The 23987-nt window shown below is 62.0% G+C and carries 25 protein-coding genes and 2 pseudogenes; 13 read left to right on the top strand and 14 right to left on the bottom strand.

Annotation, left to right across the window (positions count from 1 at the left end; translation table 11 throughout):
• Positions 1–8 precede the first annotated feature (8 nt).
• On the bottom strand, positions 9–554 hold the full coding sequence (locus RO009_14325) for a CDP-alcohol phosphatidyltransferase family protein (protein ID MDT3686207.1): 546 nt from the start codon (positions 552–554) through the stop codon (positions 9–11).
• Between the two features lie 127 nt (positions 555–681).
• On the opposite strand from RO009_14325, the gene purM reads away from it, so the two are divergent.
• Both purM and purN read left to right on the top strand, forming a co-directional pair.
• Positions 682–1755, top strand: a complete 1074-nt coding sequence (gene purM, locus RO009_14320; protein MDT3686206.1) for a phosphoribosylformylglycinamidine cyclo-ligase — start codon at positions 682–684, stop codon at positions 1753–1755.
• A complete protein-coding gene (gene purN, locus RO009_14315; GenBank protein MDT3686205.1) occupies positions 1752–2441 on the top strand; it encodes a phosphoribosylglycinamide formyltransferase in 690 nt (229 codons plus the stop codon). The genes purM and purN overlap by 4 nt, the downstream gene beginning before the upstream one ends.
• Before the next feature lie 61 nt (positions 2442–2502).
• Here purN and RO009_14310 read toward each other — a convergent pair whose 3' ends face one another.
• Positions 2503–2706 carry a cold-shock protein gene (locus RO009_14310; protein ID MDT3686204.1) on the bottom strand — a complete coding sequence of 68 codons (204 nt, stop codon included), beginning with the start codon at positions 2704–2706 and terminating at the stop codon, positions 2503–2505.
• 445 nt (positions 2707–3151) lie between these two features.
• Here RO009_14310 and RO009_14305 point away from each other — a divergent pair, with 445 nt between their 5' ends.
• The gene (locus RO009_14305) at positions 3152–4192 is read left to right on the top strand and encodes an autotransporter outer membrane beta-barrel domain-containing protein (protein MDT3686203.1); all 1041 of its coding nucleotides are present in this window, start codon (positions 3152–3154) and stop codon (positions 4190–4192) included.
• An 11-nt stretch (positions 4193–4203) separates the two neighbouring features.
• Here RO009_14305 and RO009_14300 read toward each other — a convergent pair whose 3' ends face one another.
• From RO009_14300 to ndk, 3 genes are all read right to left on the bottom strand, one after another.
• On the bottom strand, positions 4204–6294 hold the full coding sequence (locus RO009_14300; protein MDT3686202.1) for a molybdopterin oxidoreductase family protein: 2091 nt from the start codon (positions 6292–6294) through the stop codon (positions 4204–4206).
• Positions 6295–6392: 98 nt separating this feature from the next.
• Positions 6393–7106: a TerC family protein gene (locus tag RO009_14295; protein ID MDT3686201.1), complete on the bottom strand. Its 714-nt coding sequence runs from the start codon at positions 7104–7106 to the stop codon at positions 6393–6395.
• Between the two features lie 130 nt (positions 7107–7236).
• Positions 7237–7659, bottom strand: a complete 423-nt coding sequence (ndk, locus tag RO009_14290) for a nucleoside-diphosphate kinase (GenBank protein MDT3686200.1) — start codon at positions 7657–7659, stop codon at positions 7237–7239.
• A gap of 196 nt (positions 7660–7855) precedes the next feature.
• Here ndk and RO009_14285 point away from each other — a divergent pair, with 196 nt between their 5' ends.
• From RO009_14285 to RO009_14275, 3 genes are all read left to right on the top strand, one after another.
• A complete protein-coding gene (locus RO009_14285; GenBank protein ID MDT3686199.1) occupies positions 7856–8065 on the top strand; it encodes a sulfur globule protein precursor in 210 nt (69 codons plus the stop codon).
• A gap of 179 nt (positions 8066–8244) precedes the next feature.
• On the top strand, positions 8245–8481 hold the full coding sequence (locus tag RO009_14280) for a hypothetical protein (GenBank protein MDT3686198.1): 237 nt from the start codon (positions 8245–8247) through the stop codon (positions 8479–8481).
• 242 nt (positions 8482–8723) lie between these two features.
• Entirely contained in the window at positions 8724–9251 is a 528-nt protein-coding gene (locus RO009_14275; protein MDT3686197.1) for a DinB family protein, read from the top strand.
• A 166-nt stretch (positions 9252–9417) separates the two neighbouring features.
• Here RO009_14275 and RO009_14270 read toward each other — a convergent pair whose 3' ends face one another.
• The gene (locus RO009_14270; GenBank protein MDT3686196.1) at positions 9418–9630 is read right to left on the bottom strand and encodes an alkylphosphonate utilization protein; all 213 of its coding nucleotides are present in this window, start codon (positions 9628–9630) and stop codon (positions 9418–9420) included.
• Between the two features lie 342 nt (positions 9631–9972).
• Here RO009_14270 and RO009_14265 point away from each other — a divergent pair, with 342 nt between their 5' ends.
• Entirely contained in the window at positions 9973–10620 is a 648-nt protein-coding gene (locus RO009_14265) for a thermonuclease family protein (GenBank protein MDT3686195.1), read from the top strand.
• 94 nt (positions 10621–10714) lie between these two features.
• Here RO009_14265 and RO009_14260 read toward each other — a convergent pair whose 3' ends face one another.
• Positions 10715–10849 carry a hypothetical protein gene (locus RO009_14260; protein MDT3686194.1) on the bottom strand — a complete coding sequence of 45 codons (135 nt, stop codon included), beginning with the start codon at positions 10847–10849 and terminating at the stop codon, positions 10715–10717.
• Between the two features lie 718 nt (positions 10850–11567).
• Here RO009_14260 and RO009_14255 point away from each other — a divergent pair.
• Positions 11568–12483: pseudogene (locus tag RO009_14255) on the top strand (IS1595 family transposase).
• A 1-nt stretch (position 12484) separates the two neighbouring features.
• Here the strand turns inward: RO009_14255 and RO009_14250 are convergent.
• A complete protein-coding gene (locus tag RO009_14250) occupies positions 12485–13063 on the bottom strand; it encodes a hypothetical protein (protein MDT3686193.1) in 579 nt (192 codons plus the stop codon).
• A 42-nt stretch (positions 13064–13105) separates the two neighbouring features.
• Positions 13106–13255, bottom strand: coding sequence for a hypothetical protein (locus RO009_14245; GenBank protein MDT3686192.1), 150 nt, complete (start codon positions 13253–13255; stop codon positions 13106–13108).
• Positions 13256–13544: 289 nt separating this feature from the next.
• On the opposite strand from RO009_14245, the pseudogene RO009_14240 reads away from it, so the two are divergent.
• A pseudogene (locus RO009_14240) lies at positions 13545–14617 on the top strand (IS3 family transposase).
• A gap of 71 nt (positions 14618–14688) precedes the next feature.
• Complete coding sequence (locus tag RO009_14235) at positions 14689–15072, top strand: hypothetical protein (protein MDT3686191.1); 384 nt, start codon at positions 14689–14691, stop codon at positions 15070–15072.
• A gap of 1073 nt (positions 15073–16145) precedes the next feature.
• On the opposite strand, the gene RO009_14230 is transcribed toward RO009_14235, so the two are convergent.
• Positions 16146–16976: a cyclase family protein gene (locus RO009_14230; protein ID MDT3686190.1), complete on the bottom strand. Its 831-nt coding sequence runs from the start codon at positions 16974–16976 to the stop codon at positions 16146–16148.
• 146 nt (positions 16977–17122) lie between these two features.
• Here RO009_14230 and RO009_14225 point away from each other — a divergent pair, with 146 nt between their 5' ends.
• Entirely contained in the window at positions 17123–19003 is a 1881-nt protein-coding gene (locus RO009_14225) for an ABC-F family ATP-binding cassette domain-containing protein (protein ID MDT3686189.1), read from the top strand.
• A gap of 7 nt (positions 19004–19010) precedes the next feature.
• Here RO009_14225 and RO009_14220 read toward each other — a convergent pair whose 3' ends face one another.
• Complete coding sequence (locus RO009_14220) at positions 19011–19619, bottom strand: hypothetical protein (GenBank protein MDT3686188.1); 609 nt, start codon at positions 19617–19619, stop codon at positions 19011–19013.
• Between the two features lie 250 nt (positions 19620–19869).
• Here RO009_14220 and RO009_14215 point away from each other — a divergent pair, with 250 nt between their 5' ends.
• A complete protein-coding gene (locus RO009_14215) occupies positions 19870–20055 on the top strand; it encodes a hypothetical protein (GenBank protein ID MDT3686187.1) in 186 nt (61 codons plus the stop codon).
• A 3-nt stretch (positions 20056–20058) separates the two neighbouring features.
• On the opposite strand, the gene RO009_14210 is transcribed toward RO009_14215, so the two are convergent.
• The 3 genes from RO009_14210 to RO009_14200 all read right to left on the bottom strand — a co-directional run bounded on the left by RO009_14210 (position 20059) and on the right by RO009_14200 (position 22391).
• Entirely contained in the window at positions 20059–20511 is a 453-nt protein-coding gene (locus tag RO009_14210; protein MDT3686186.1) for a DNA polymerase III subunit chi, read from the bottom strand.
• Positions 20508–20795: a hypothetical protein gene (locus RO009_14205; GenBank protein ID MDT3686185.1), complete on the bottom strand. Its 288-nt coding sequence runs from the start codon at positions 20793–20795 to the stop codon at positions 20508–20510. Before RO009_14205 ends, RO009_14210 begins: the two co-directional genes overlap by 4 nt.
• A gap of 96 nt (positions 20796–20891) precedes the next feature.
• Positions 20892–22391, bottom strand: a complete 1500-nt coding sequence (locus tag RO009_14200; protein MDT3686184.1) for a leucyl aminopeptidase — start codon at positions 22389–22391, stop codon at positions 20892–20894.
• 384 nt (positions 22392–22775) lie between these two features.
• Between RO009_14200 and lptF the strand changes: the two genes are divergently transcribed.
• Complete coding sequence (lptF, locus tag RO009_14195) at positions 22776–23960, top strand: LPS export ABC transporter permease LptF (protein ID MDT3686183.1); 1185 nt, start codon at positions 22776–22778, stop codon at positions 23958–23960.
• Positions 23961–23987: the final 27 nt, after the last annotated feature.

Here is a 23987-nt window from a genome sequence, read left to right as displayed (position 1 = left end):
CCCCTCCGTCAATGGGCGGTGCCGTTTGCACCCACGTGGCGGATCCATTCCGCGACATAGAAGGCGATCGAGAGCAAGGTCAAGATGGCCACCAGGGCGATGGAGGTCGGCAACAGCCAGCCGGCATCGAAACGGAAAGCCAGGGCCGCCAGCACCAGGCAGGCAAGGAAAATCTGCGCGACCGTGTTGGCCTTGGAGACCGGATGCGGCTTCATTCGCATCGGCTTACCGATCAGCCACGTCAGCATCACCGCGCCGATGATCATGATGTCGCGCGAGACCACCAGAATGACCAGCCAGCGCGGGATCGCCTCGGTGATGCCGAGCGCCACGTAGATCGAGACGATCAGCGCCTTGTCGGCCAGCGGATCGAGATACCCGCCCAGTTCGCTCGCCATGTTGAACCGCTTGGCGAGAAAGCCGTCGACGGCATCGCTGATGCCGGCGGCCAAGAACAGGATGAACGCCCCCATCATCTCCCCGGCCGTAATCGCCCAGACGATCAGCGGCACGCAGAGAATGCGTGCGAGCGTAATGAGGTTGGGAATACTCAAGCCAGAAAGCCCCGGACACGGGCGGCCGGCGGGCACCGGCCGCATTCGGACAGTATATAACGTCCATCAAGCCATTGCGCGCAATGCGATTTCCACGTAACCACCGGCGAAATAACAGGGAACCTGCATGGCTGAGACGGGGCGCGGCCTGACCTATGCCGGCTCCGGCGTCGATATCGATGCCGGCAACCGCATGGTCGAGATGATCAAGCCGCTGGTGCGCGCCACCGCGCGGCCCGGAGCGGATGCGGAAATCGGCGGGTTTGGCGGCCTGTTCGATCTGAAGCGGCTGGGCATGACCGATCCGGTGCTGGTTGCCGCCACCGACGGGGTCGGCACCAAGGTCAAGATCGCGATCGAGACCGGCCGTCACAACACCATCGGCATCGATCTTGTCGCCATGTCGGTCAACGATCTCGTGGTCCAGGGTGCCGAGCCCCTCTTCTTCCTCGACTACTTCGCCTGCTCGAAGCTCGATCCCGAGATCGGCGCGCAGGTCGTGGCCGGCATTGCCGAGGGCTGCAAGCAATCGGGCTGCGCGCTGATCGGCGGCGAGACCGCGGAGATGCCGGGCATTTATCAGAGCGGAGATTACGATCTCGCCGGATTTGCAGTCGGCGCCGTCGAACGCGATGGCATCCTTCCCCGCAAGGATGTCGCCGCGGGTGACATCATGCTTGGCCTCGCCTCATCCGGCGTGCATTCAAACGGATTCTCGCTCGTCCGCAAGGTCACCGAGCATGCGGGCCTGTCGTGGGGCGACGCGGCGCCATTCGATACCGGCAAGACACTGGGCGAAGCGGTGCTCACGCCGACGCGGCTCTATGTGAAGTCATGCCTCGCCGCCATCCGCGAGACTGGCGCGGTGAAGGCGCTGGCGCATATCACCGGCGGCGGATTCCCCGACAACATACCGCGCGCATTGCCGAAACATCTTGGCGTGCGCATCGATCTCACGCGCCTGCCGGTGCTGCCGGTTTTCAGGTGGCTGGCCACGGCCGGCGACATCGCGGTGCCGGAAATGCTGCGCACCTTCAATTGCGGAATCGGCATGGTGGTTGTGGTCGCGCCCGACAAGGCGGCGCAGGTGCGCGGCGTGCTCGCGCGCAACGGTGAAGCGGTGGTTGATCTCGGCGAAGTGATTCCGCGCGCGGACGACGCCGAGCCGGTGCAGACCACCGGCCGCTTGAACCTCGCATGAGCACCGGCCCGGCGCGCAAACGTGTCGCCGTGCTGATTTCCGGCCGCGGCTCCAACATGACGGCGCTGATCGAAGCCGCCAAGGCCGCCGATTATCCGGCGGAGATTTCGCTGGCGTTGTCCAACCAGCCGGATGCGGGCGGACTTGCTGCCGCGCAGGCCGACGGCATCGCGACGGCGGTCGTCGATCACAAACGCTTCGGCAAGGATCGCGAAGCCTTCGAGCGCGCCGTGCAGGCGGAGCTCGAAACACACCGTATCGACCTCGTCTGCCTCGCCGGTTTCATGCGCATCCTCACGCCCTGGATCATCGGCCGCTGGCAGTGTCGCATGCTGAACATTCATCCCGCCCTGCTTCCGGCATTCAAAGGTTTGCACACGCATGAGCGCGCACTGGCCGAAGGCGTGAAGGAACACGGGGCGACCGTGCATTTCGTCGTGCCGGAAATGGATTCAGGGCCGATCATCACCCAAGGCAGGGTGCCGGTGCTTGACACCGATGATGCGGCGACACTCGCGGCCCGCGTGCTCGCGATCGAGCACAAGATCTATCCGCTGGCGCTGAAGCTGGTCGCGCAAGGACGCGTGCGCATCGCGGATGGGCGCTGCGTGATCGACGGCGCGCTCGCCTCGAACGAGAAAGCCTTCGTTCCGGCAGAGGCCAAAACAAAACCCCCGGCTGCGTGACCGGGGGCCGCATTTATAAGGAGCGAATTGTTCGTTCAGCCCACCATATGCATGGTGTGTATTACGCTACCCTGAGATTCTCCGCGGACGTCTTGCCGCGATTGGTGACCAGTTCGAATTCCACGGCCTGGCCTTCATTCAAGGTGCTCAGACCCGCCCGCTCCACAGCCGAGATGTGCACGAACACATCCCTTTCGCCGGCAGACGGCTTGATGAACCCATAACCCTTCGTCGGATTGAACCATTTGACGGTGCCTTTTTGCATCGTCGGTCTCCTGGTTAGTCACGTTAAGCCGGTTTGGCGATGACGCGTCGGGCTCGCTGCTCGTCGCGCCACAACCTTGCTTTTGGGGAAGTCCGGAACGGATTGCATCGGGGGAAGATGCATACGGGGCGAACGAACCAAAATCAGATTGCGTCAGAAAGTATTGCGACAATTGCGGCTTAAGAAAGATGCGCGTTCCCTGTCGGCGGGTCTCGATGATCCGATCGCTCAGATGGAACCCCGCATTACCGCCGATGGCTCTGTGTCCTTATTGCTCTGTGTCCTTGAGTGATTGTTTTCGTCAGAAAGTCATCTAAAATTTTGCAGCTGCGAAAGCATACGGGGCGGGACATTGGCGGGGCGTTGCTGGCAAGTGTGGAAGCGGGATCGCGCTTGGGCGTTTGCGGCCCTGCCTGCTTTTCTTGCACTGGGGCTGTTCGGTTGGATGCCGGTCGCACTGGCGCAGACGCCGCCAACCCCGCAGCCGCTTCCGGCAAGCGACGGCAACATTTCCCTCTCCTCACCCAGTACGACCCTCGAAATCGGAACGCGCTTCCTGCGCCATCTCGGAACCGAAGCGGCGCGCGCCGCCGGTGCGCCGTCGCAATTCACGCCGTCCGGCGGCGGTGCCGATCTTGAAGCCGCGCCGCAGACCGTCTCCGCCATCGACAACCGTTATCGCGCATGGTTTGAGGCTTATGGCGTGCGCTCGCGCATGGATCCGCGCGGCGATTTCGGCGGCGACAAGCGCCGCATTTACGGCGGCGTGGCCGGCCTCGGGCTAATTATCGCCCCCGGCATATCGGTCGGCCTTTCGGTCGACCAGAGCCGCAGCGACGTCGACATCATTCAATATGTGCAGTCCTCCCGGATCGATCTCACGCAGATTGGCGGTAACATCGCCTTTGAATCCGGCCCATGGGTGCTGGGGGTTGCCGCCATCCGCGGCTTTGGCGACATCGATTCCACCCGCGGCACTGGTGCTCCCTCCGTCGCCAGCTACGACACCAACCTCTGGGGCGCGCTGGCTGAGCTCAGCTATCTTTGGAGTTCCGGCAACTGGCGCATCGTCCCGAAGATCGGCATGGACTGGGCACGCGCGGAATCCGACGCCTATTCCGAAACCGGCGGCGCCGTGCCGGTCAACGGCAGCGAGCAGATCGCCGAGCGCACGCGCATCTTTGGCGGCGGCGAGGTCGGCTACACTTGGCTCGCCAGCACGATGGTGATGGATTTCAGCGTCTATGGCCGCGCGGTTGATATTGTGTCGCAAAATGTCGGCGGCCTGACGATCAGTCCCGTCAATGGCGGCGCGCTGCCGCGATTCATTGCCGGCGTGTCGGAAGATCGCTTCGGCGTCGACACCGGCGCGATCCTGTCCATGCAGCTTGCGCCGAAAGCCCGGCTCTATGCCGTCTATGACGGTCGTTTCCGCGGCAATTTTGAATCGCACGCCGGGACGCTGGGGCTGGAATTCCGCTGGTAAGCCGGCGCCGTTCAATCCGCGCGCCTGATCCAGATCCTGTTGTCGTGGAAGGCGGCGCCGCCATAGGGCGCGATCGGGTCGGAGCCGGTCAGCGTGTTGATGCCGCGGCCGTCTTCATACGCATCGTTCGGCCAGATCGATTCCGCGATCACGACGCCGCGCCGCACGCCCTCGAACAGCCGCACCCGCAGCCGCACTTCGCCGCGCTGGTTGCCGAGCACCGCCTTGTCCCCGTCCGCGAGCCCGAGCGATGCGGCGTCATCGGGATGGATCATCACCGTGGGCCGCTGCTCGCGCGCGAGCGAGGTCGGCGTCTCGTTGAAGGTGGAGTTGAGGAAATTGCGCGACGGCGATGTCGCGAGGCGGAACGGGTGCGCATCGTCAACGGTCTCAATGACCGGCCAGTAATCCGGCAATGAGGGAATCTGCGCCATGGGTCCGAAGGTCGACGGCGATGGAAACGGGACCGTTGACCAGTCCGGCTTGAAGCGGAATTTCTTGTCCGGCCATTTGAAGCCGTCGAGATAATGCGCGCGCGCAAAAGGCGGCTGGCAGTCGATCCATTTCTCCGTCTCCAGCCGATCGATCGTCCCCCAGCCGGAATTCTGCAGCGTCCAGTCGATGATCTCGCGCGCGGTCATGCCAAAACCCGGATGCTCGGCGCCCAGCCGCTTGGCCAGCGCACAGATCAGGTCATGATTGGACCGGCATTCGCCCGGCGCCTCGACCAGTTTCGGTCCAAGCAGAATGTATTGGCTGCCGCCGGCCTGATAGACATCGTCATGCTCGGTGAACATGGTCGCCGGGAGCACGATGTCGGCGATGCGCGCGGTCTCGGTCATGAACTGCTCATGCACGCAGACGAACAGGTCGTCTCTTGCGAAGCCGCGTTTCACCAGGGTCTGGTCGGGCGCGACCGACACGGGATTGGTGTTCTGTATGAGCATCGCAGTGACCGGCGGCCCGCCCAGCAGCGCTTCGCTGTCGCCGGTCAGGATCGGGCCGATGCGCGACTGATCGAGCTCGCGCACCGCCGGGTCGCGCGCATCGAGCCCTTCGATCATCGTCCGGTTCCAGTGATAGATCGCGCCGTTATTGTGAAAAGCCCCGCCGCCCTCGTGCAGCCAGGCGCCGGTCACCGCCGGAATGCAGAGCGCAGCATGCATGTTGATCGCGCCGTTGCGCGAGCGCGAGAAACCGTAGCCGAGCCGGAAGAAGGCGCGCTTGGTGTCGCCGATCAGCCGCGCGAATTCCTCAATGGTCTCCACCGGGCATCCGGTGATCCGCGTGGCCCAGTCCGGCCCGCGCGTCTGCACATGCGCTTCAAGTTCACGCGGCGCGTCGGTGTATTTGTCGAGATAATCCCAGTCCGCCTTGCCGTCGCGGAACAGGCAATGCATCACCGCGCAGGCCAGAGCGCCGTCGGTGCCGGGCTTGATCAGCACCGGCAGGTCGGCCTGCTCCATCGTGCCGTTCATGTAAACATCGACCGCCGCGATTTTCGCGCCGCGCTCTTTCCGCGCGCGCGTCGCATGCGTCATCACATTGACCTGGGTGTTGACGGCATTGGTGCCCCAGATCACTACGAGATCGGATTTCGCCATCTCGCGCGGATCAGCGCCGGCGAGCCGCCCGGTGCCGGCGATGAATCCGGTCCAGGCCGGATTGACGCAGATGGTCGAGAAAAAGCCGGAATACCTTTTCGCGTGACGCAGGCGGTTGATGCCGTCGCGCATGACGAGGCCCATGGTGCCGGCATAAAAGTAAGGCCACACCGCCTCGCCGCCGTGGCGTGCCTCGGCCTTGCGGAATTCCTCGGCGACGATGTCCAGCGCGTCGTCCCAGGAGACCGGCGCAAACTCGCCGCTGCCCTTTTCTCCCGTGCGCCGCAGCGGGCGCAGCAGACGGCCGGAATGATTGGCGCGCTCGGCGTAGCGCGCGACCTTCGCGCAGATCACGCCGGCGGTATAGGCATTGTCCCCGGCACCGCGCACACGGCCGATGGTGCGATCATCAAGAACCTCGATCTCGAGCGCGCAGGTCGAGGGACAGTCATGCGGACAGGCGCTGGCGCGGAACTCTGTGCGCAGCGGCCGATTCATCCGCTTCTCCTCTCTGTAAGAAAACCGGCGCGGCAAGGCTGCCGCGCCGGTTCATATCTAGCACACGATCCGAGAAGGATCAGATCACTTTGCCATGGCTAGACGTCGGCAACCTCCGCCGCCGGGCGCTTCGCGCGCAGCATCAGCCAGCCGACCGCCACCACGAACAGGGCGCCGGCCGCTGCCGCGGCATAGACGTAGCGGTGCACGAGCTCGCTGCCGAGCCAACTGATGGTGGCGGGATCCTCGATCATGATCTCGCCCGCGATCCAGCCGAGCAGCGCGGCGCCGGCCCAGACCAGGATCGGGAAGCGGTCGAGCACCGCCATCAGCAGTGCGGCGCCGGCAATGATCATCGGGATCGAAACCACCAGACCGAAAACGATCAGAGTGATGCTGCCCTTGGCGGCGGCCGCGATCGCGATCACGTTGTCGAGGCTCATGACGATGTCGGCGATGGCGACGATGCGCACCGCGCGCCACAGGCTCTCGCCCGCCTTCACATTGTCCTCGCCATGCGACTCGTCGGGCACGATCAGCTTGATCGCGATCCACAGCAGAGCGACGCCGCCGATCAGCTTGAGGAACGGCAGGCCCATGAGCTGGGCGATGATGATCGTGAAAAACACGCGGAGCAGGATCGCCGCGCCGGCGCCGAGGACCATGCCCCAGCGGCGCTGGCTGCCATGCAGCCCGCGGCAGGCCAGCGCAATGACCACCGCATTGTCGCCGGACAACAGGATGTTGATCCAGATGATCTGCAGCGCCGCCAGCCAGAATGTCGGCTGCGAGAATTGTGCGAAGAAATCCACCCTGTCCTCCGTCCGCCTTGGCCCCTTATGATTACGGGGTGGCCCTCCCAAGCCGCCGCATCATCGCCATCGCTAGACTGGAATACAATATTTCAGGAATGCTGTTATTTTCTGAGTTTCGGAATCGCTGTTATCCGACGATCTCATTCCCGGAGAAAAACTGAGCGATTTCAATGACCGCGGTTTCCGGGGCGTCGGACCCATGCACCGAGTTTTCCCCGACCGACTTGGCGTGCACCTTGCGGATTGTGCCCTCGGCGGCCTTCGAGGGATCAGTCGCGCCCATCACCTCACGGTATTTGGCGATGGCGTTCTCGCCTTCAAGCACCTGCACCACCACCGGACCGGAGGTCATGAACGTGACCAATTCGCCGAAGAATGGCCGCTCCTTGTGGACGGCGTAGAACGTCTCCGCCTGCTCGCGGGTCATGCGAATGCGCTTCTGCGCCACGATGCGCAGCCCCGCTTTCTCGATCATCGCGTTGATCGCGCCGGTCAGATTGCGCGCGGTCGCGTCGGGTTTCAGGATCGAGAAAGTGCGTTCGATCGCCATCGAGATCGTCCTTCAAATGCTGGGAAAAGGGAGATTGTGAGGTCGGGCGGCTTATACCCACCGACCTTGCACCTCGCAAGAGCGCGATTTTACGGGGTTTTCCGAATTTTTGGGCCGGCATGAACCGGGGCGCGGCAGCCCGCGACGAACTTGCAGGATGTGAGAGGCACATCCACCGGACAAACAGGAGCCCCCTATGATCCGCAAGACTGTTCTTGGACTGGCCGCGGTCGTTGCCCTCGCCACTGCCGCGCTCGCCCCGACCGCCGCGTCGGCCCACTATTACGGCTACGGCCACAAGCACTTCTACAAGCCCTATTACGGCTACAGCTACTACAGGCCGCATTGCTACACCAAGAAGGTGTGGACCTATTACGGCTGGGACTGGGTCCGCGTTTGCCGCTAAGGCTTCCGCCCCTCTGACCAGGCAGAGCCCCGGTCTCGCAAGAGACGGGGCTTTTGCCTTTTCTCCACGCTGCGACGCCCGGCCGCACATTGCGCCCGCAAAATTTTGAACGCATCCGGCCCGCGCACCGACCCATGCACAGGATGTGAAGAACGCATCCCTGCAACATGGAGTTGGAAATGTTCCGCAAATTGACGCTCTCGGCTCTCGCCGTCGCCGCCCTTGGCATGGCGGCATTCGCCCCGACCTCGGCCGAAGCCGGCTTCAAGCACAAGCATTGGCACAACGAATGGCATGGTCACGCCTATTACGGCGGACCGGTCTATTACGGGGGCTACTATGCGAGCTGCTGGACCAAGCGCTGGGTGAAGACCCCCTATGGCCCGCGCCTGAAGCGCGTCTATATCTGCTACTAAGCGGCAGAAAACTCCGGCCATAACGCCGGAGTTTTCATTTTGTGACCAGTGCAATCAAATAATTTCATCATGCGCGGGCTTGACCCGCAAGTCGGGTTTACCCGACTTGCGCATGAAGGACTTGCAGAACTCGCGTAAGCGAGTTCTGCTTGCATCCATCTGCCTCGAATACCAATCTTCTTTGCACGAATGATGGATTGCCGGGTCAAGCCCGGCAATGACAACTTGGAATCACCATGCCCATGCCCCACCGCTACACGATGTTCGCCGGCTATAATGCCTGGGCCAATGCGCGCATCTACGATGCGGCGTCGGCCTTGTCCGACGCCGACTACCGCGCCGACCGCGGCGCCTTCTTCAAATCGGTGCACGGCACGCTCAATCACCTTCTGGTCGCCGACCGCATCTGGATGCGCCGCTTCACCGGCGAAGGCCCCTCGCCCACACGGCTTGACCAAATCCTGTTCGAGGATTTTTCCGGATTGCGCGATGCGCGCCGCGCGGAAGATCAGCGGATCATCGATTACATCGCCGGTCTCACCGACGCCGATCTCAACGGCCCGTTCCGCTATCGCACCATCACCAATCCCGTGACTATCGAGCAGCCGCTTGCGCTGGCGCTCGATCAATTCTTCAATCACCAGACCCATCACCGCGGACAAGTGCATGCGCTGCTCACGGCGCTGACCGGCAATGAACGAACGCCATCGCTCGATCTCATCATTTATCAGCGCGAAAGCGGAACGGCGGTCTCAAGAAAGGTGGGATAGCCCACATTTGTCATGCCCCGCGAAAGCACGGCTTCCAGTCATCACTGCAACGCGGTATTTACGGGCTCGCCCACTCGCAAGTCGGCCAAAGCCGACATGCGCACCTTGGGAACCGCTCCCGGGTAAAGATCGGCGCGGGCGATGACAATGATTGTGGATCGCGACGCTACACCTTCTTCAGAAACTCGGTTTTCAGCACCAGCCCCTTCACCTTCTCCACCCGGCCTTCGACTTCGCCCGGTTTTCCGGTCAGGCGGATATTCTTCACCACCGTGCCGCGCTTGAGATTCACCGACGTGCCCTTCACCTTCAGATCCTTGATGAGCTGAACCGAATCGCCGTCGTTGAGTGTGGTGCCGTTGCTGTCCTTGACGTCCATGATGTCGCTTTCGCTGCCTGCCTGTCGAAGGCAGCGCTATAAAGCCTTTCGCGCGCGGCTGCAAAATATTGTGGGCGTGGCAGAGAAGGCGCACGCGCCGGGAACGGGTGAGATGCCACGCATACCGATACGTTGTTGCCGCGGCCAGAAACCGGCAAAATCAGCCGCGTCCACCTTCTCCGTTGCGGCCGGTTGACACCCGGCGCATGCTGCAAGCCCAACGCTCGCCGCGCAAATTTGTTCACGCTGCGCCTGGCCTTCACCGATTGCTAACGATGAAATCACACCGCCCGCGCGAGCGCGGCCGCGCTCACTATCCTGCGTTCCGATTCGGAGCCGACCGTGAGCGACACCGGCCGATTGATCAGACTGGACCCGTGGCGCCGAGCCGCCGAACGCCGGGCCGCCGAACAGCGCCTCGCGGGTCGTTCGCGCTGGCGTTGGAACCGGAGTTGGTGGCCGCATCTGCGGATGTGGTTTCCGCTGATGACGCTGGTCGCCGTCGCCGCGGCTTTGTGGGCGATGGTCGAATATCGTTCGCTGCTTCCGCAGCCACAGTCCTTGGCGAACAAGGCCGGCCACATTGTCGCGAGCCTGCCCGTGCCGCTGCGACCACACGCAAACGAAGAGCGGCGCATTCATGTCCGTTTCGATTATTGCGGCAATGGCTCTTCGCCCAATTGCGTGTTCGACGGCGACACCATCCGTTACGGTGGATTCAAGATCAGGCTTGCCGATATCGATGCGCCGGAATTGTTCAGCCCAAAATGCGCCTCGGAACTCAAGCGCGCCCGGCAGGCGACCCAGCGCCTGAATGCATTGCTGAACCAAGGCCCGGTGCAAATCCTCGCCATCGGCAGCCGCGATGAAGATTCGTATGGCCGCAAACTGCGTGTCATCGAACGCAATGGCCGCTCGCTGGGCGGAATATTGGTCGCCGAAGGACTTGCCCGCCCGTGGGATGGCGCGCGGCGGAGTTGGTGCGGGTGACGGACGTTCGGATCGTCGGACGGGGTTGAGCGCAACGAAACTCATACCACGCTGCCAAATTGATCAACCAATACGGCATGGTCGCAGCTCGCCATCATTGAACGACGCGATAAGCAATCGCGACTATGAGCAATGACACCGCGCCCGCCATCACAAACGCCACTCGACCTCGCGCAAAGAGTTTTAGCGTGAGGAACGAGAACTGCAATTCATTATCTTTATTGGTCACGGACTCCTCCATTAAGAATCAGCGTGACCGACGGGGGTATGGGGGACCGGCGGGACGGGTTCGGCAAGCATTTTCGGCAGGGCTGGAACAACTTTTAAACCAGCTGGCTGAATCCCTTGGGATTTTTGCAGGAGCGCCGGAGAGCACTCCCTTCATTTTTCACATTAGAAATCTGAAAGTCTGCGGCTCTTTGTGTTTAACCCTTTGGGTTACAGTGAGTTCTCATGATCAAAATTGAGATTTTCGCTTACCTGGCCCGTCAAAATGACTGACAGGTTGGAAAATTTGCGGACTTTCCCCGAAGTCTCAATATTTCTCTATGCGCGAAGGGAGTGCCCCTTCGGGCGTTCGTTCAGCACGCGTAGCCCGGATGGAGCGAAGCGCAATCCGGGATCATTTCCCTGCGTTCCCGCGAATTTGTCATCGGGCCGCGCTTCCCGCGCACCCGTTGGCTCCATGCTAGCTGCGAAAACTCTTGCTTGCGCGTGCGTTGTCGAAGTTCGGTTTCTGTCGACGCATTTTTCGCCATGCGCCTTGTGGCCGGCGCAGCGCAGGCACCTTGAGGTGCCGGCCGAGTGCCGTACATCCCTTCAAGGCGGGGCGTCGCTGCGTACCTCAGGATGACCGCGAAAGGTCAACGAGGTATTGACAATATTCGCACTTATATACTTGACATAGTGAGGCCCATCCCCTAGGTTGGCCCCATTGGAGCTGACCTATGAAACTGACCGACAAAATCTTCCACGACGAAGCCGCTGCCAGAGAGCATCTGGAGGCTCTGCGCTGGCCCGAAGGCCCGATCTGCCCCCATTGCGGCAATTCGGACCAGACCCGCATTCATCGCCTTGCAGGCAAGTCCCATAGGCCCGGCCTGCATCAGTGCAACGAGTGCTCTGAGCATTTCACCGTGACCGTTGGGACGGTCATGGAACGGAGCCACATTCCCCTGCACAAGTGGGTTCTCGGCTTTCACCTGATGGCCGCTTCCAAGAAAGGCGTATCAGCCCATCAGCTGCACCGGATGCTCGGCATCACCTACAAGTCGGCTTGGTTCATGGCGCACCGCATCCGCGAGTCCATGCGTGATGCCAAGCCCGAACCTATGGGCGGCAAGGGCTCTGAAATTCAGGCCGATGAAACCTACTACGGCAACACGTCCAAGCGCGCCAAAGGCTATCGCAAGGGCCTCAAGAACAAGTCCGGCGTCGTCGCCCTCGTCGAGCCGGAAGGCAATGTCCGCGCCTTTGCAGTCAAGACCGCCACGGCTGAGGTTGTCCGTGACATTCTGGTCCGCAACGTTGACCGCAAGTCGGTACTCGTGACCGATGAAAGCCGCCTCTATGTCGAAGTCGGCTCAGAGTTCGGCGCACATGAAACCGTGCTGCATACCGGCCGCGAATACGTCAACAAGCGCGGCTATTCGACCAACAATGTCGAAAACTTCTTCGGCATCTTCAAGAAGGGCATGGTCGGTGTGTATCACTTCTGCGGTGAACAGCACCTACAGCGTTATCTTGACGAGTTTTCTTTCCGCTACACGCAGCTCTGGCGTCGGCATTACTGACGGGGAACGTGCAGCCCTTGCCATCAAAGGCGCGGAAGGCAAGCGGCTGACGTATCGTCAAGCTAACTGAGCTAAACCCCCGTTGGCGACGGCATGCTGCCCTTCGCTTTCTTAAATGGCGACGGAAGTTTACTTCTTAACCGTGCGCATAGCCCAATCCTCTTTTTTGGTGGGTTATTCTTCCACTTCTCGCACATCTTAATGATGTGCGAGAACTCATCGGGTCCGATGTCCATCTTCTCCCGCAGATCGCTAGTTAAATAATCAGTGATGTGCAGGTTGGTGGTTTCTTCGAAAAAACTAAAAACTAGGTACTCATCATAAACGCCCTCATCTACGCCATTGAAAACGGACTCGATGTAATTCAATAGCGTGGCGGCATCTATCCTGTACTTGCGCGGGTTATAGTGGATGTCGCGGGTTCGCCAGCCCTGAGACAAATTACGCAAACAAATATCTAGAACCGGGTCGGTATCGTATCGCTCACAGACCGCCAAGGTCCGCGATCTTTTGTTTTCATCCCTAATGGCCACCAATTGATACCAAGCAACCGCTACTAGGAGAAACGTTGCGAGGGCTAGTGCAACGGTCCCTACAGCAATCCAACCATTTGCGGTTAGTCCCAAAAACTCGTCAGGCGGCAATCGCATCCCCATCCCCTGCTGGGATGGTGCCCCACGGCGGGGACTAGTTCAATCGGCCTTCTTCTTGGTACGCTTCTGCGATTTTGCAGGTTTTGTATGTGGTTTGGGGGGCGTCATTAGCGCCCGCCGCAATGCGTCGTCGCGGCGCTTCGCCGCTTCTTTCTTGCTGTACTCGGTATCGATCTTGTCTTTTGCCATGAGGCCAAAATGTCCGATCCGATTAATGATGCCCCCGCCGGAAACATCGATGTATTTGAGGATATCGTTGGCAACCAGATTATCCGAATCCAGACCGTTCTCCCTAAGGAGAACCCATATTACAAGTTGATTGGTCGAGTTGCATCCTATTGGACCCATTTCGAGCACATGCTCGATGAAATTATATGGGACATTGCACAAATCCCCGATGACCTGCCTCCGGTTTTCTGGACTGCGCTAAGCTGGAAAATTCCAGTTTTGCGGCAACGGCCGGAGGACGGAGCGAACCATGAAGAGATCGAAGTTTTCGGAGGCGCAGATTGCCTTCGTGCTGAAGCAGGCGGAGGACGGCACCGCGATCGGCGAAGTCTGCCGGAAGGCAGGGATCTCCGAAGCCACGTTCTACAACTGGCGTAAGAAGTATGCCGGTCTGATGCCCTCGGAGATGAAGCGCCTGCGTCAGCTCGAGGATGAGAACGGCAAGCTCAAGAAGCTGGTCGCCGACCTGTCGCTTGATCGCGCCATGCTGCAGGATGTTCTTCGCCGCAAACTATGAAGCCTGCCCGGCGTCGGCAGTTGGTCGATCATGCGCGATCGACCTGGAAGGTCTCGATCCGTCGCGCCTGTTCAGTCCTGGTGACGGAGCCCTCGACCTACCACTACAAGAGCCGCCGCGCTGGGCAGGCGCCCCTTTGCCACCGGATGAAGGAGATCGCCGCAACACGGGTGCGCTACGGCTACCGGCGGATTCATGTGCTGCTGCGGCGTGAGGGCTGGCCGGTGAACGCCAAGCGCGTCTATCGGCTGTATCGCGAGATGGGCCTGCAATTGCGCAACAAAACGCCCAGGCGCCGGGTCAAGGCCAGGCTGCGAGACGACCGTCAGCCAGCGACCCGCTCGAACGAGATCTGGGCGATGGACTTCGTGCACGATCAACTCGCCACCGGCCGCAAGTTGCGCGTGCTCACCATCGTGGACACGTTCTCCCGGTTTTCGCCGGCGACGGAAGTGCGCTTCAACTTTCGCGGTGCCGATGTTGTCGAGGTGCTTGAACGTGTCGGCCGCCAGCTTGGCTATCCAAAGGCCATCCGGGTCGACCAGGGCAGCGAGTTCGTCTCGCGCGATCTCGATCTCTGGGCCTACCAGCGTGACGTCACGCTCGACTTCTCCCGGCCAGGCAAGCCCACCGACAACGCATTCATCGAGTCGTTCAACGGCAAGTTCCGGAGCGAGTGTCTGAACGCACACTGGTTCATGAGCCTCGACGATGCGCAGCGAAAATGCGAGGCTTGGCGTAGACACTACAACGAGGAGCGACCACACAGCGCGATCGGCAACCGACCGCCGATCGACGTGCTGAATCGATCAGCGGCGCACGGCCCGCCACTGGTCAACAGGCTGGAAATTCCCCAGCCGCGTGATCCAAAGACGGGGTGCAGCTCACCGAAGATGTTGCGCTCTGCATCACGGGTCAAATGATGGGGGCCACACCTCGCTTCAAGGCTATCGAGGCACTCGGAAAGCACGTTGGCATATCTGAAGAACTCTTAAAGAGAGCCCGCAAGCTAAAAGGCTCTCAGTACGAGGTGGCAGAGGACCGTAATAGAGTCGTGCATGATCCCTGGTTCTATATCCGCGAGCAGGGCGAGGGCGATAGCGTAAGACAGCTGAAGGCTTCACCCCCGGGCTATGTTCACGCCTCGGAGGCGGAAATAACCGAAACCATTAGCCGCATCCGCAATCTCATTATCCAAGCCGCCAATCTACAAATCGAATTCAAGCGCGAGCTGCACACATTGCGGCAAACACAGCTCTGACGGCCTCGCGCATCTCAGCGCGACGAGGCTCAGTGATGTCGTGCGAATAAAGCTCGTCTAATCCCGCCTCGATCATCTCTGGCGTGATTTCACATTCCTCGGTGGGGGAATTGCCCCCCATATGCACCGGCCTGTCGGTGCCCATCTACCACCTATAGTCACTATGTCAAGTATATAACTGCGACAATATTCCTAACTTGGATTATATTCCTTTTCACCTCGTCCGCTGAGGGGCGCTTTCATGAGGCGTCATGACGGCGGGACGAAGGAAGGGGTGCCGTGGAGATGCGCGGCACAGCCTTCCTGGACGGCGCCCGGCAATTCCGGGCCTCGGCCGGTGCGGCGCCCGCGGCTGTGGTTCGCAGCCACAGACTCGGGCGACGTCGGGGCTCCGCCCGAGGCCACTGATGGGCCTCTGCCAGGAGCTGGCTCATCCATCCGCACAGTGCGGCTCTGGAGACGCGCGGCCCGACGTCGGAGTGAGAACGCCGCGATGGTGCGTCGAGAGGCGCCGCGTATCCGGAGATGGATACGTGCACAGTCAGGATTTGGTCGCGCCACTCGGCGCACCATCCCCCTCTCTTTGGAGAGAGGGAAACGAGAGTGAAGGCGATCCCGGCGCCTCAAACAATACGGGCGGTGGCGCTTGGCCTGCTGACAGCGCCGTTCATTCCAACGCATTCATCCAGAGAGACACCAATGACCGACACATCACACGCACATCCTGCTCACGCTCATCATCGATCTGTTCGCGAACAGAAGATTGACGCGAGCATGCGCAACTGGGCCAGACACATTCGCCTTTGGCACGTCTGCGACAACGCAGCCTGCCGGACCGCGCGGGCCTGCCGTGGGGATGTGCCGTCCTGCTGGCGCAGCAATTTCCCGAAACTGCCGGAATTTGTCCAGCTATGGGCCTTCAGCATGATGACCGCAAAGGAGTGTGGGATGACAGGTGAGGAGATGCTGGCCGCGCTCGATGAGACGCCGTTGACGACCGCCTTCGTGGAGTGGCTCGAGACGACGGACGCATCCCGCCCCGCTCCGACGCAGCAGGCGTGAAGAGGACCAGCTCACACCAGCGCCATCACCCGCGCCGGCCCGCCGGTTGCGCCCTGCACCTTCGCGACGCCGGCGACCAGCGTCGCGCCTTTCGCCGGCACCTTGTCGAGATTGGCAACATTCTCAAGTCCCCAGCGTCCGGACGGCAGCCACTGCTTATGGGTTGCAAAATCCTTCGACGGGCCGTGATCAAGCGACAGCGTGTCCACCGCGATCGCGGTAGCGTTGCGCTCTTTCATCAGCCATTGCGCCGCCTCCGGCGCGAAGCCGGGAAAGTGGAACACGCCGGCGGCATCCTTGCCGGTATATTTCGCGCCGTCATTTGCGTAGCGGGCCCAGCCGGAATTCATGGCGATGCAAGCGCGCGGCGGGATTTTTCCGTGCCGTTTTTCCCACGCCTGAAGATCAGCACGCGACAATTGATAGTCGGGATTGCGCGCCGCGGCGGCGGCCACGCTCACCACAACCAGCGGCAAGACCAGCGCGTCGGCTGCGATCGCTTCCAGCGTCGCGCCATTTTCGGAGAAATGGATCGGCGCGTCGAGATGCGTGCCGGCATGCTCGATGATGCGCCACCAGTTGAGATTGAAGCCGTCCTTCTTGATGTCGAACTGCTTTTCCAGCGTCACGCCCGGGACGCCGAAAAAGGTCGGGAAATCCGGCGACATGGTGTGGGTCAGATCGACCACCTGCGTGAACTTGCGGGTCGCCGCCTGCGCCTCGCATGGCGCAATTGCGGTCGCGGCGAAGCCGGCCGCCGCCGCGCCCAAAGTCACGTTCTTGAAGAAGCCACGCCGCGTCAGCGCCTGCCGCACCGCCTCTTCGCATCCCGGAACGCACATGACTGCCTCCCTGCTGGCCTGAAGCCAGCAAGCATCGCGCCGTGTGAGACCAGGCGCAACGGCGCTGCGATATGGGTCCCCGCTTTCGCGGGGCGACCCGAAGCGAGAGGTTGCCTCCGCGCGTCGTTCCGGCCAAAAGGCGCCCCATGTTGATGATTGAAGACCTCTCCGTCCGCATCGCCGGGCGTCTGCTGCTTGAGAACGCCTCGGTGCGCGTGCCGGCGGGCTCGCGCGTCGGCCTGGTCGGCCGCAACGGCACTGGCAAGTCGACGCTGTTCAATGTCATCACCGGCGATCTGCACGCCGAGACCGGCAGCGTGACCATCCGCCCGCGCGCCAGCATCGGCCGCCTGGCGCAGGAAGCGCCGAACGGCCCCGAGCCGCTGGTGGATGTGGTGCTGAATGCCGACAAGGAACGCAGCGCGCTCCTTGCCGAGGCGGACACCGCGACCGACCCGCATCGCATCGCCGACATCCACACGCGCCTCGCCGACATCGACGCGCATTCCGCCCCCGCCCGCGCCGCCGCCATTCTGTCGGGCCTCGGCTTTTCCGCGGAAGACCAGCAGCGCCCCTGCTCGGAATTTTCCGGCGGCTGGCGTATGCGCGTCGCGCTGGCGGCGGTGCTGTTTTCCGAGCCTGATCTGCTGCTGCTCGACGAGCCGACCAACTATCTGGATCTGGAAGGCACACTATGGCTCGAGGATCACCTCGCGCGCTATCCGCGCACGGTAATCGTGATCAGCCATGACCGCGATCTCTTGGACAATGCCGTCGATTCCATCCTGCATCTGGAGAACAACAAGCTGACGTTTTACCGCGGCGGCTATTCCTCCTTCGAGCAGCAGCGGCGCGAAAAGCTGATCCTCGACCAGAAGGCCGCAAAGAAGCAGGAAGCCCAGCGCAAGCATCTGCAGGCCTTCGTTGATCGCTTCCGCGCCAAGGCAACGAAAGCGCGCCAGGCGCAATCGCGCCTGAAGCTCCTGGCCAAGATGGAGCCGATCGCGGCGGCGGTGAACGACGAAGTCTTGCCAATCGTCATTCCAGAGCCGGAAAAACTCCTCTCACCGCCGATCATCGCGCTCGACGGCGTCTCGGTCGGCTACGAAGCGGACAAGCCGGTGCTGCGCAATCTGTCGCTGCGCATCGATGACGATGATCGCATCGCACTGCTCGGCGCCAATGGCAACGGCAAGTCGACGCTGGTGAAATTGCTGTCGAAGCGGCTCGCGCCGATGGGCGGCAAGATCACCCGCGCCGACAAGCTGAAGATCGCCTATTTCGCGCAGCATCAGCTCGACGAGTTGCGCCCCGCCGAAAGCGTCTACGATCATGTGCGCACGCTGATGCCGGACGCGCCCGAGAGCAAGGTACGCGCCCACGCCGGCCAAATCGGGTTTTCCGGCGCGCGCGCCGACACGAAAGTGGAAAGCCTCTCCGGCGGCGAGAAGGCGCGGCTGATGCTCGGGCTTGCCACATTCGGCGGACCGAACCTCGTCATTCTCGACGAGCCGACCAACCATCTCGACATCGACAGCCGCGCCGCGCTGATCGAGGCGATCAACGACTACAAGGGCGCGGTGATCCTGGTTTCGCACGATCGCTATTTGCTGGAAGCCTGCGTCGAACGGCTATGGCTGGTCGCGAATGGCGATGTCGTCCCCTTCGACGGCGATCTCGACGAATATCAACGCCGCGTCTTGTCCGACCGCAGGAGCAACGGCAAGACCGACAAGGCGGCGAACGGCAACAGTAGCAAGGCGGACGCGCGGAGGAATTCGGCGCAGAAGCGATCCGAACTCGCCGCTCTACGCAAGCGCGTCAGTCAGGCGGAGGCGGCAACGCAGAAATTGGGCGAAGAGATTGCCAGGCTCGACGCCGCCCTCGCCGATCCGAATCTGTTCACGTCCGATCCGGCGAAAGGCGCCGCGCTGTCGAAAGCGCGCGCGGAGGCCGGCGTCAAATTGGCGGCAGCGGAACAGGACTGGCTGGAGGCGTCGGATGCGCTGGAAGAGGCGTCGGCGTGACGGCGGATCAGGAGCGCGGCGCGATCCGCGTCGGCCCGGATGCGGGCTTGGCCGATTTCGGTGCCGGCTTCTTGGTCTTCGGCGGCTCGGGGACGGCGACACGCTCAATCGAGACCAGGCGGCCGCCGCGGAAACGATAGAGGCCGGGCCACAGGCCCTGCGTGTAGGTGATGGTCGTCACCCGCTCCTGCCCGTCCGCCCCGATCTCAAACTGGGTGGGAACACCGGCGCGCTGCACCACTTCGCATTCGGTCATGGCAAGCCCGATGCCGCCGCTCACCTGCGGCAGCGCGCCCTGCCCCTGCAATGCTTCGACATTGGTTTCCGGCACGCTGCCGTCATTCTCCGTCAGCGCAGTCGCCTGGCCTTGCGCCACGCAACTTCCGTCGGCGCCGATCAGATCGTTCGGGGTTACCGTGCGCTGCACCAGCGGCTTGTTGCTGCTGCCTGTGAATTTCGCCCAGTCAGGCGTGGCGAAAACATCGGACAGCTTGGCGGTGGAACTGGCAGTGGGCGCCGGGCCGTCAGTCTGCGAGGCGCAGGCGGCCAGGAGGGCCGTGGCCGCAAAAAGCCCTGCGCGCGCGCAGCTCGCTGCCGTTTTCACCCGCAAAATCACGCAAACTCCCCCGGCCGCCGGTTGATCCGGCATTTAAGACAAATTCTTAGACATCATCGTGGCGCCCGGCAACCGAGCCCCGCACCTTCCGCCGCCATCGTTAATGCCGGCTTCAACGAAGAGATGCTGGGCATCCCGCAACCATTTGGGATTGCAGCACAAGCGCTGCACACCCGCCGCCTCCCGCCTGCTGGCCGCCATTGCAGCCGGGCCCCGGCAATGGAACATCGGCGATGGGAGGATCGTCGCCATGCAACTCATGTTTGTCTATGCCGTGACGCTCATTGTCGCGGAAGCGGTCGCAGTGGGACTCGGCGAAATCGTCGAATTGTATTTTCCGAGCGCGAGCCTGATCGTCTTCATGGCCTTGTTTCTTGCCATGCTGTGGGTCGCCTGGATCATCGCGCTGCGCCTGACAAATCCGCGCGACGCCTGACCTTCAGGCCTTCTTCACCCAGCGGCCCTGCTCGTCCGGCTGCCAGTAGGTCGCCGCAAAGCCCTTGTCCTTCGCCTGCGTCCAGCGCGCGCGCGCGGCGGCAACTGCGTCCTCGTCCTCGCCGTCGAAAATCAGGACGATGCGCTCGTAAGATTCGGCGTCGTCCGGTAGCGGCGCGCCGTCGATCAGGAAGCGTACATTGGCGCTGTTGCGATTGTCGCTCTCGACCGTCAGCAGGATGGGCTGCTCCGCCGCATCGCCCCCCTTCGCCGTGCCGTGCGGCAGGAAGCTGGAATCGTTATAAGTCCACAGATGCGCGTCGAGCGCCTCGATGCGCTCATCCGACGACGCCTGCACGATCACGCGCCAGCCGCGCGCCAGCGATTTTTCGAGCAGCGTCGGCAGGACGCGCTCGAGCGGCTGATGTTGCAGATGATAAAAGAGGACTTCAGTCACGCGGCAATCATAGGATGATCACGTCGCCGAGGCGAGTGCCTGCCCGTCGCGAATGTATCGGCGATCATGTGTTCCACAGCCCGGACGCCGGCCGCGATCTCCTCGGACGCGGATGCCACGGCTACATAACGATCCGGCCTCAGAACAATCACCGTCGGCTTTTCGCCGAGCAAGGCGCCGATCTCTCCGCGCTGGTCGCGCAGCATCCCGCCCAGAGGCTTCGCCGCGAAAGCCAGCGCTCGCGGCAGACAGCCGACAAGCGTGGCACCGAGCTTTTCCGGCAATCCGTCGACTTCGCAGCAAGATTCGCCGGCTCGGCACCGAAACACAAAACGGCAAAACCCAGCCCCAGCACATCGTCCAGCTGCACCAGCAGGAACCTATCCCTCGTAATAATCCGCCACGAGCTGATTCAGCAGACGCACACCGAAGCCGGATCCCCAGCTCTTGTTGGTGTCGGTCTGCGGCGATCCCATTGCGGTGCCGGCGACGTCGAGATGCGCCCAGGGGATGCCTTTGTCGACAAACCGCTGCAGGAACTGCGCGGCAGTGATCGCGCCACCATTGCGCCCGCCGGTATTCTTCACATCGGCGAATTTTGAATCGATCAGCTTGTCGTATTCGGGGCCGAGCGGCATGCGCCAGACTTTCTCGCCGGTCGCCTGGCCTGCCGTCGACAGCCGGTCCGCAAGCTTGTCGTCATTCGAAAACAGGCCGGCATATTCATGGCCGAGCGAGACAATGATCGCGCCGGTCAGCGTCGCCAGATCGATCATGAATTTCGGCTTGAAACGTTTGGCTGCGTACCAAAGCACATCCGCTAGCACGAGCCGTCCTTCGGCATCGGTGTTAATGATCTCGATGGTCTGACCCGACATCGACGTGACGATGTCACCCGGACGCTGCGCTTTGCCGTCCGGCATGTTTTCGACGACGCCGATCACACCGATCGCGTTGACCTTGGCCTTGCGCGCGGCCAGCGTCTGCATCAGACCGACGACACAGGCCGCGCCGCCCATATCGCCTTTCATGTCTTCCATGCCGCCGGCTGGCTTGATCGAAATGCCGCCGGTATCGAAACAAACGCCCTTGCCGATGAAGGCGAGCGGCGCTTCGCCTTTCTTGCCGCCGTCCCAGCGCATGACAACCATGCGGCTGTCATGCTCGGAGCCCTGCCCCACACCAAGCAGCGCGCGCATGCCGAGCTTCGCCATCGCGCGTTCGTCGAGCACTTCGACCTTCACGCCGGCCTTCTTCAACGCTGATGCGCGGCGGGCGAATTCGGCCGGATACAGAACATTGGCCGGCTCGTTGACCAGGTCGCGCGCCGTGGTCACGCCGTTGGCGACGGCCTGGCGCTCGCTCCATGCTTTGCGTGCCTTGTCCGGATCGGCGACCCCGATGCTGACATGGCGCGTTTTTTTGGGTTCCTCCTCGCCCTCCTTGCGTTTCGTCTTGTAGCGATCGAAGGAATAGCCTCGCAGCGCCATGCCAAGCGCGAGATCGGCCGCCTGTTCGGGCTTCATGCTGCCGTCCGCCCATTCGGCGAGGACAGTGATGTCGGTGACGCTTGCCGGCACCCGCCCGAGCGCCTGGCCGCCAAGCTTGATGAGATCTTCCGGCTTCCCGTCGGCCTTGCCGGTGCCAATCACGATCAGCCGCGAGGCCTTCAGCCCGGCCGGAGCCACGATGTCGATAGCGCTGCCGCTCTTGCCGTTGAAACGATCGGCCGCCGCCGCCCGCGTCAGCAGGTCGCCGGCCGGCGCCAGCACCTTCTTGGCCGACGGGCCAAGCTTTACCCCCGACTCGCAGAACAAGACGAGAACACCCTTGGTCGGGGCAGCAGGCGTGGAGAATCCGATCTTGAGGGCGTCGGACATGGCAGATTTTCCTGGGGCTGGCAGTCGAAATTCATGAATGGCCGCGGGAATGCGGCCAGCTCATGGATATGGGGCGAAAGTTGCGCGCAAAGTCAAATCAAGGGGTCTTCGGGACCGTATGCCCTGCAGGGGCGAAGAAGATATTAACCATAGGAACCAAGTCACTTCCGAGGGGCGTGTCAGGGGCGCCACAGGCTCTAAAATCTTGCCAACGGCTTAACTTTTTTCGGTGCATTTTCAACGCTTTGCCATTGCCCGGCCATTTTGTGAAACGATGAGAGGGGCCGTGGTTCCGGGCGGCCAGCGCCCGGGCCGTTGTGCGTGCGAACGGGGTCGCGCGTGTTAGGCCTGCCGCGCGGCAGCCAAAGGGGACGTCGCAAGACGATGGGGTCGATCGGCCTTTACATCTTCCGCACCACCTTTGGTGCGTTCCTCGTCGTGCTCTTCAGTCTGACATCCGTCATCTGGATCACGCAGGCGTTGCGTGATATCGATTTGATGACCGGCCGCGGACAAACCATTCTGGTGTTTCTCGGCATTACCGGCCTCATCATACCGATGCTGATTCTCATCATCGCGCCGATCGCACTGATGATCGCGATCGTGCACGTGCTGGGCAAGCTGTCGACGGATTCCGAACTGATCGTGATGAACGCCTCCGGCATGTCTCCCTGGGTGGTGTTCCGGCCGTTCCTCCTCATGGCGGTGATGGTGGCGATGATTGTTGGGATCATCGGCGCCTGGCTCGGGCCGCTCGGCCTCAAGACGCTGCATGCCTGGGCCAACGAAGTGCGCGCGGATCTCGTCACCAACATCGTGCAGCCCGGCCGCTTCAACGCTTTCGAGCGCGGTCTCACCTTTCACATCCGCGAACGCCAGGCGAATGGTGTGCTGCTCGGCATTCTGGTTGACGACCGCCGCAATCCGAAGGAGCGGTCAACCTTTCTGGCCGAACAGGGAACGATCCTCAAAGACGAGCGCGGCACGTTTCTTGTTCTGGAAAATGGCAGCGTCCAGCGCATGGATCTCACCGAACGGGAGCCCGGCAAGGAACGCGATCCGGCCATTGTACTGTACGACCGTTATGCGCTTGATCTGTCACAGGCGCCCAACACCAGCCAATCGAGCGGTCGCGCATCATCGCGCGATCGTTTCATCTGGGAGTTGATGTGGCCTTCTGCCGAAGACGTCGGGAAACTGGGATGGCCACAGATGCAGGCGGAAATCCACGACAGGCTTCTCGCTCCGCTCTATCCGATCGTCTTCGTCATCCTGACCTACGCCTATCTTGGCGCTCCGCGCACAACGCGCCAAAGCCGCGGTATGTCGCTGGCGGGCGCAATTTCCGTTGTGTCCGGCCTGCGGCTGCTCGGCTTCGTCGTGATCGTTCTGTCGGTGAATCACTGGTGGACGCCGTACCTGCAATATGTGGCGCTCGCGGCTGCAACGGCTTTTGGTCTCTATGCGATTGACCGCGGCTTGATCATCGAACCGCCGGCCTTCATGACAAACGCCGTCGACGCCATCGCGCAGCGCTTCGCGCGCCGCACAGCGTCCGCGACCACGTGAGGTCATTCGTGCGGATCGCAGTCACCA

The organism is Pseudorhodoplanes sp. (assembly GCA_032027085.1).
GTDB lineage: Bacteria > Pseudomonadota > Alphaproteobacteria > Rhizobiales > Xanthobacteraceae > Pseudorhodoplanes.
Note: the sequence above shows the minus strand (reverse complement) of the source record. Positions and strands in the feature narration are given on the sequence as shown.

What these genes read in the sequence shown, in the direction of transcription:
- purM (MDT3686206.1), top strand. Translation starts at nt 682, where the DNA reads ATGGCTGAGACGGGGCGCGGCCTGACCTATGCCGGCTCCGGCGTCGAT.
- purN (MDT3686205.1), top strand. Translation starts at nt 1,752, where the DNA reads ATGAGCACCGGCCCGGCGCGCAAACGTGTCGCCGTGCTGATTTCCGGC.
- RO009_14310 (MDT3686204.1), bottom strand. Translation starts at nt 2,706, where the DNA reads ATGCAAAAAGGCACCGTCAAATGGTTCAATCCGACGAAGGGTTATGGG.
- RO009_14305 (MDT3686203.1), top strand. Translation starts at nt 3,152, where the DNA reads ATGCCGGTCGCACTGGCGCAGACGCCGCCAACCCCGCAGCCGCTTCCG.
- RO009_14300 (MDT3686202.1), bottom strand. Translation starts at nt 6,294, where the DNA reads ATGAATCGGCCGCTGCGCACAGAGTTCCGCGCCAGCGCCTGTCCGCAT.
- ndk (MDT3686200.1), bottom strand. Translation starts at nt 7,659, where the DNA reads ATGGCGATCGAACGCACTTTCTCGATCCTGAAACCCGACGCGACCGCG.
- RO009_14285 (MDT3686199.1), top strand. Translation starts at nt 7,856, where the DNA reads ATGATCCGCAAGACTGTTCTTGGACTGGCCGCGGTCGTTGCCCTCGCC.
- RO009_14280 (MDT3686198.1), top strand. Translation starts at nt 8,245, where the DNA reads ATGTTCCGCAAATTGACGCTCTCGGCTCTCGCCGTCGCCGCCCTTGGC.
- RO009_14275 (MDT3686197.1), top strand. Translation starts at nt 8,724, where the DNA reads ATGCCCCACCGCTACACGATGTTCGCCGGCTATAATGCCTGGGCCAAT.
- RO009_14270 (MDT3686196.1), bottom strand. Translation starts at nt 9,630, where the DNA reads ATGGACGTCAAGGACAGCAACGGCACCACACTCAACGACGGCGATTCG.
- RO009_14250 (MDT3686193.1), bottom strand. Translation starts at nt 13,063, where the DNA reads ATGCGATTGCCGCCTGACGAGTTTTTGGGACTAACCGCAAATGGTTGG.
- RO009_14245 (MDT3686192.1), bottom strand. Translation starts at nt 13,255, where the DNA reads ATGGCAAAAGACAAGATCGATACCGAGTACAGCAAGAAAGAAGCGGCG.
- RO009_14230 (MDT3686190.1), bottom strand. Translation starts at nt 16,976, where the DNA reads ATGTGCGTTCCGGGATGCGAAGAGGCGGTGCGGCAGGCGCTGACGCGG.
- RO009_14225 (MDT3686189.1), top strand. Translation starts at nt 17,123, where the DNA reads ATGTTGATGATTGAAGACCTCTCCGTCCGCATCGCCGGGCGTCTGCTG.
- RO009_14215 (MDT3686187.1), top strand. Translation starts at nt 19,870, where the DNA reads ATGCAACTCATGTTTGTCTATGCCGTGACGCTCATTGTCGCGGAAGCG.
- RO009_14200 (MDT3686184.1), bottom strand. Translation starts at nt 22,391, where the DNA reads ATGTCCGACGCCCTCAAGATCGGATTCTCCACGCCTGCTGCCCCGACC.
- lptF (MDT3686183.1), top strand. Translation starts at nt 22,776, where the DNA reads ATGGGGTCGATCGGCCTTTACATCTTCCGCACCACCTTTGGTGCGTTC.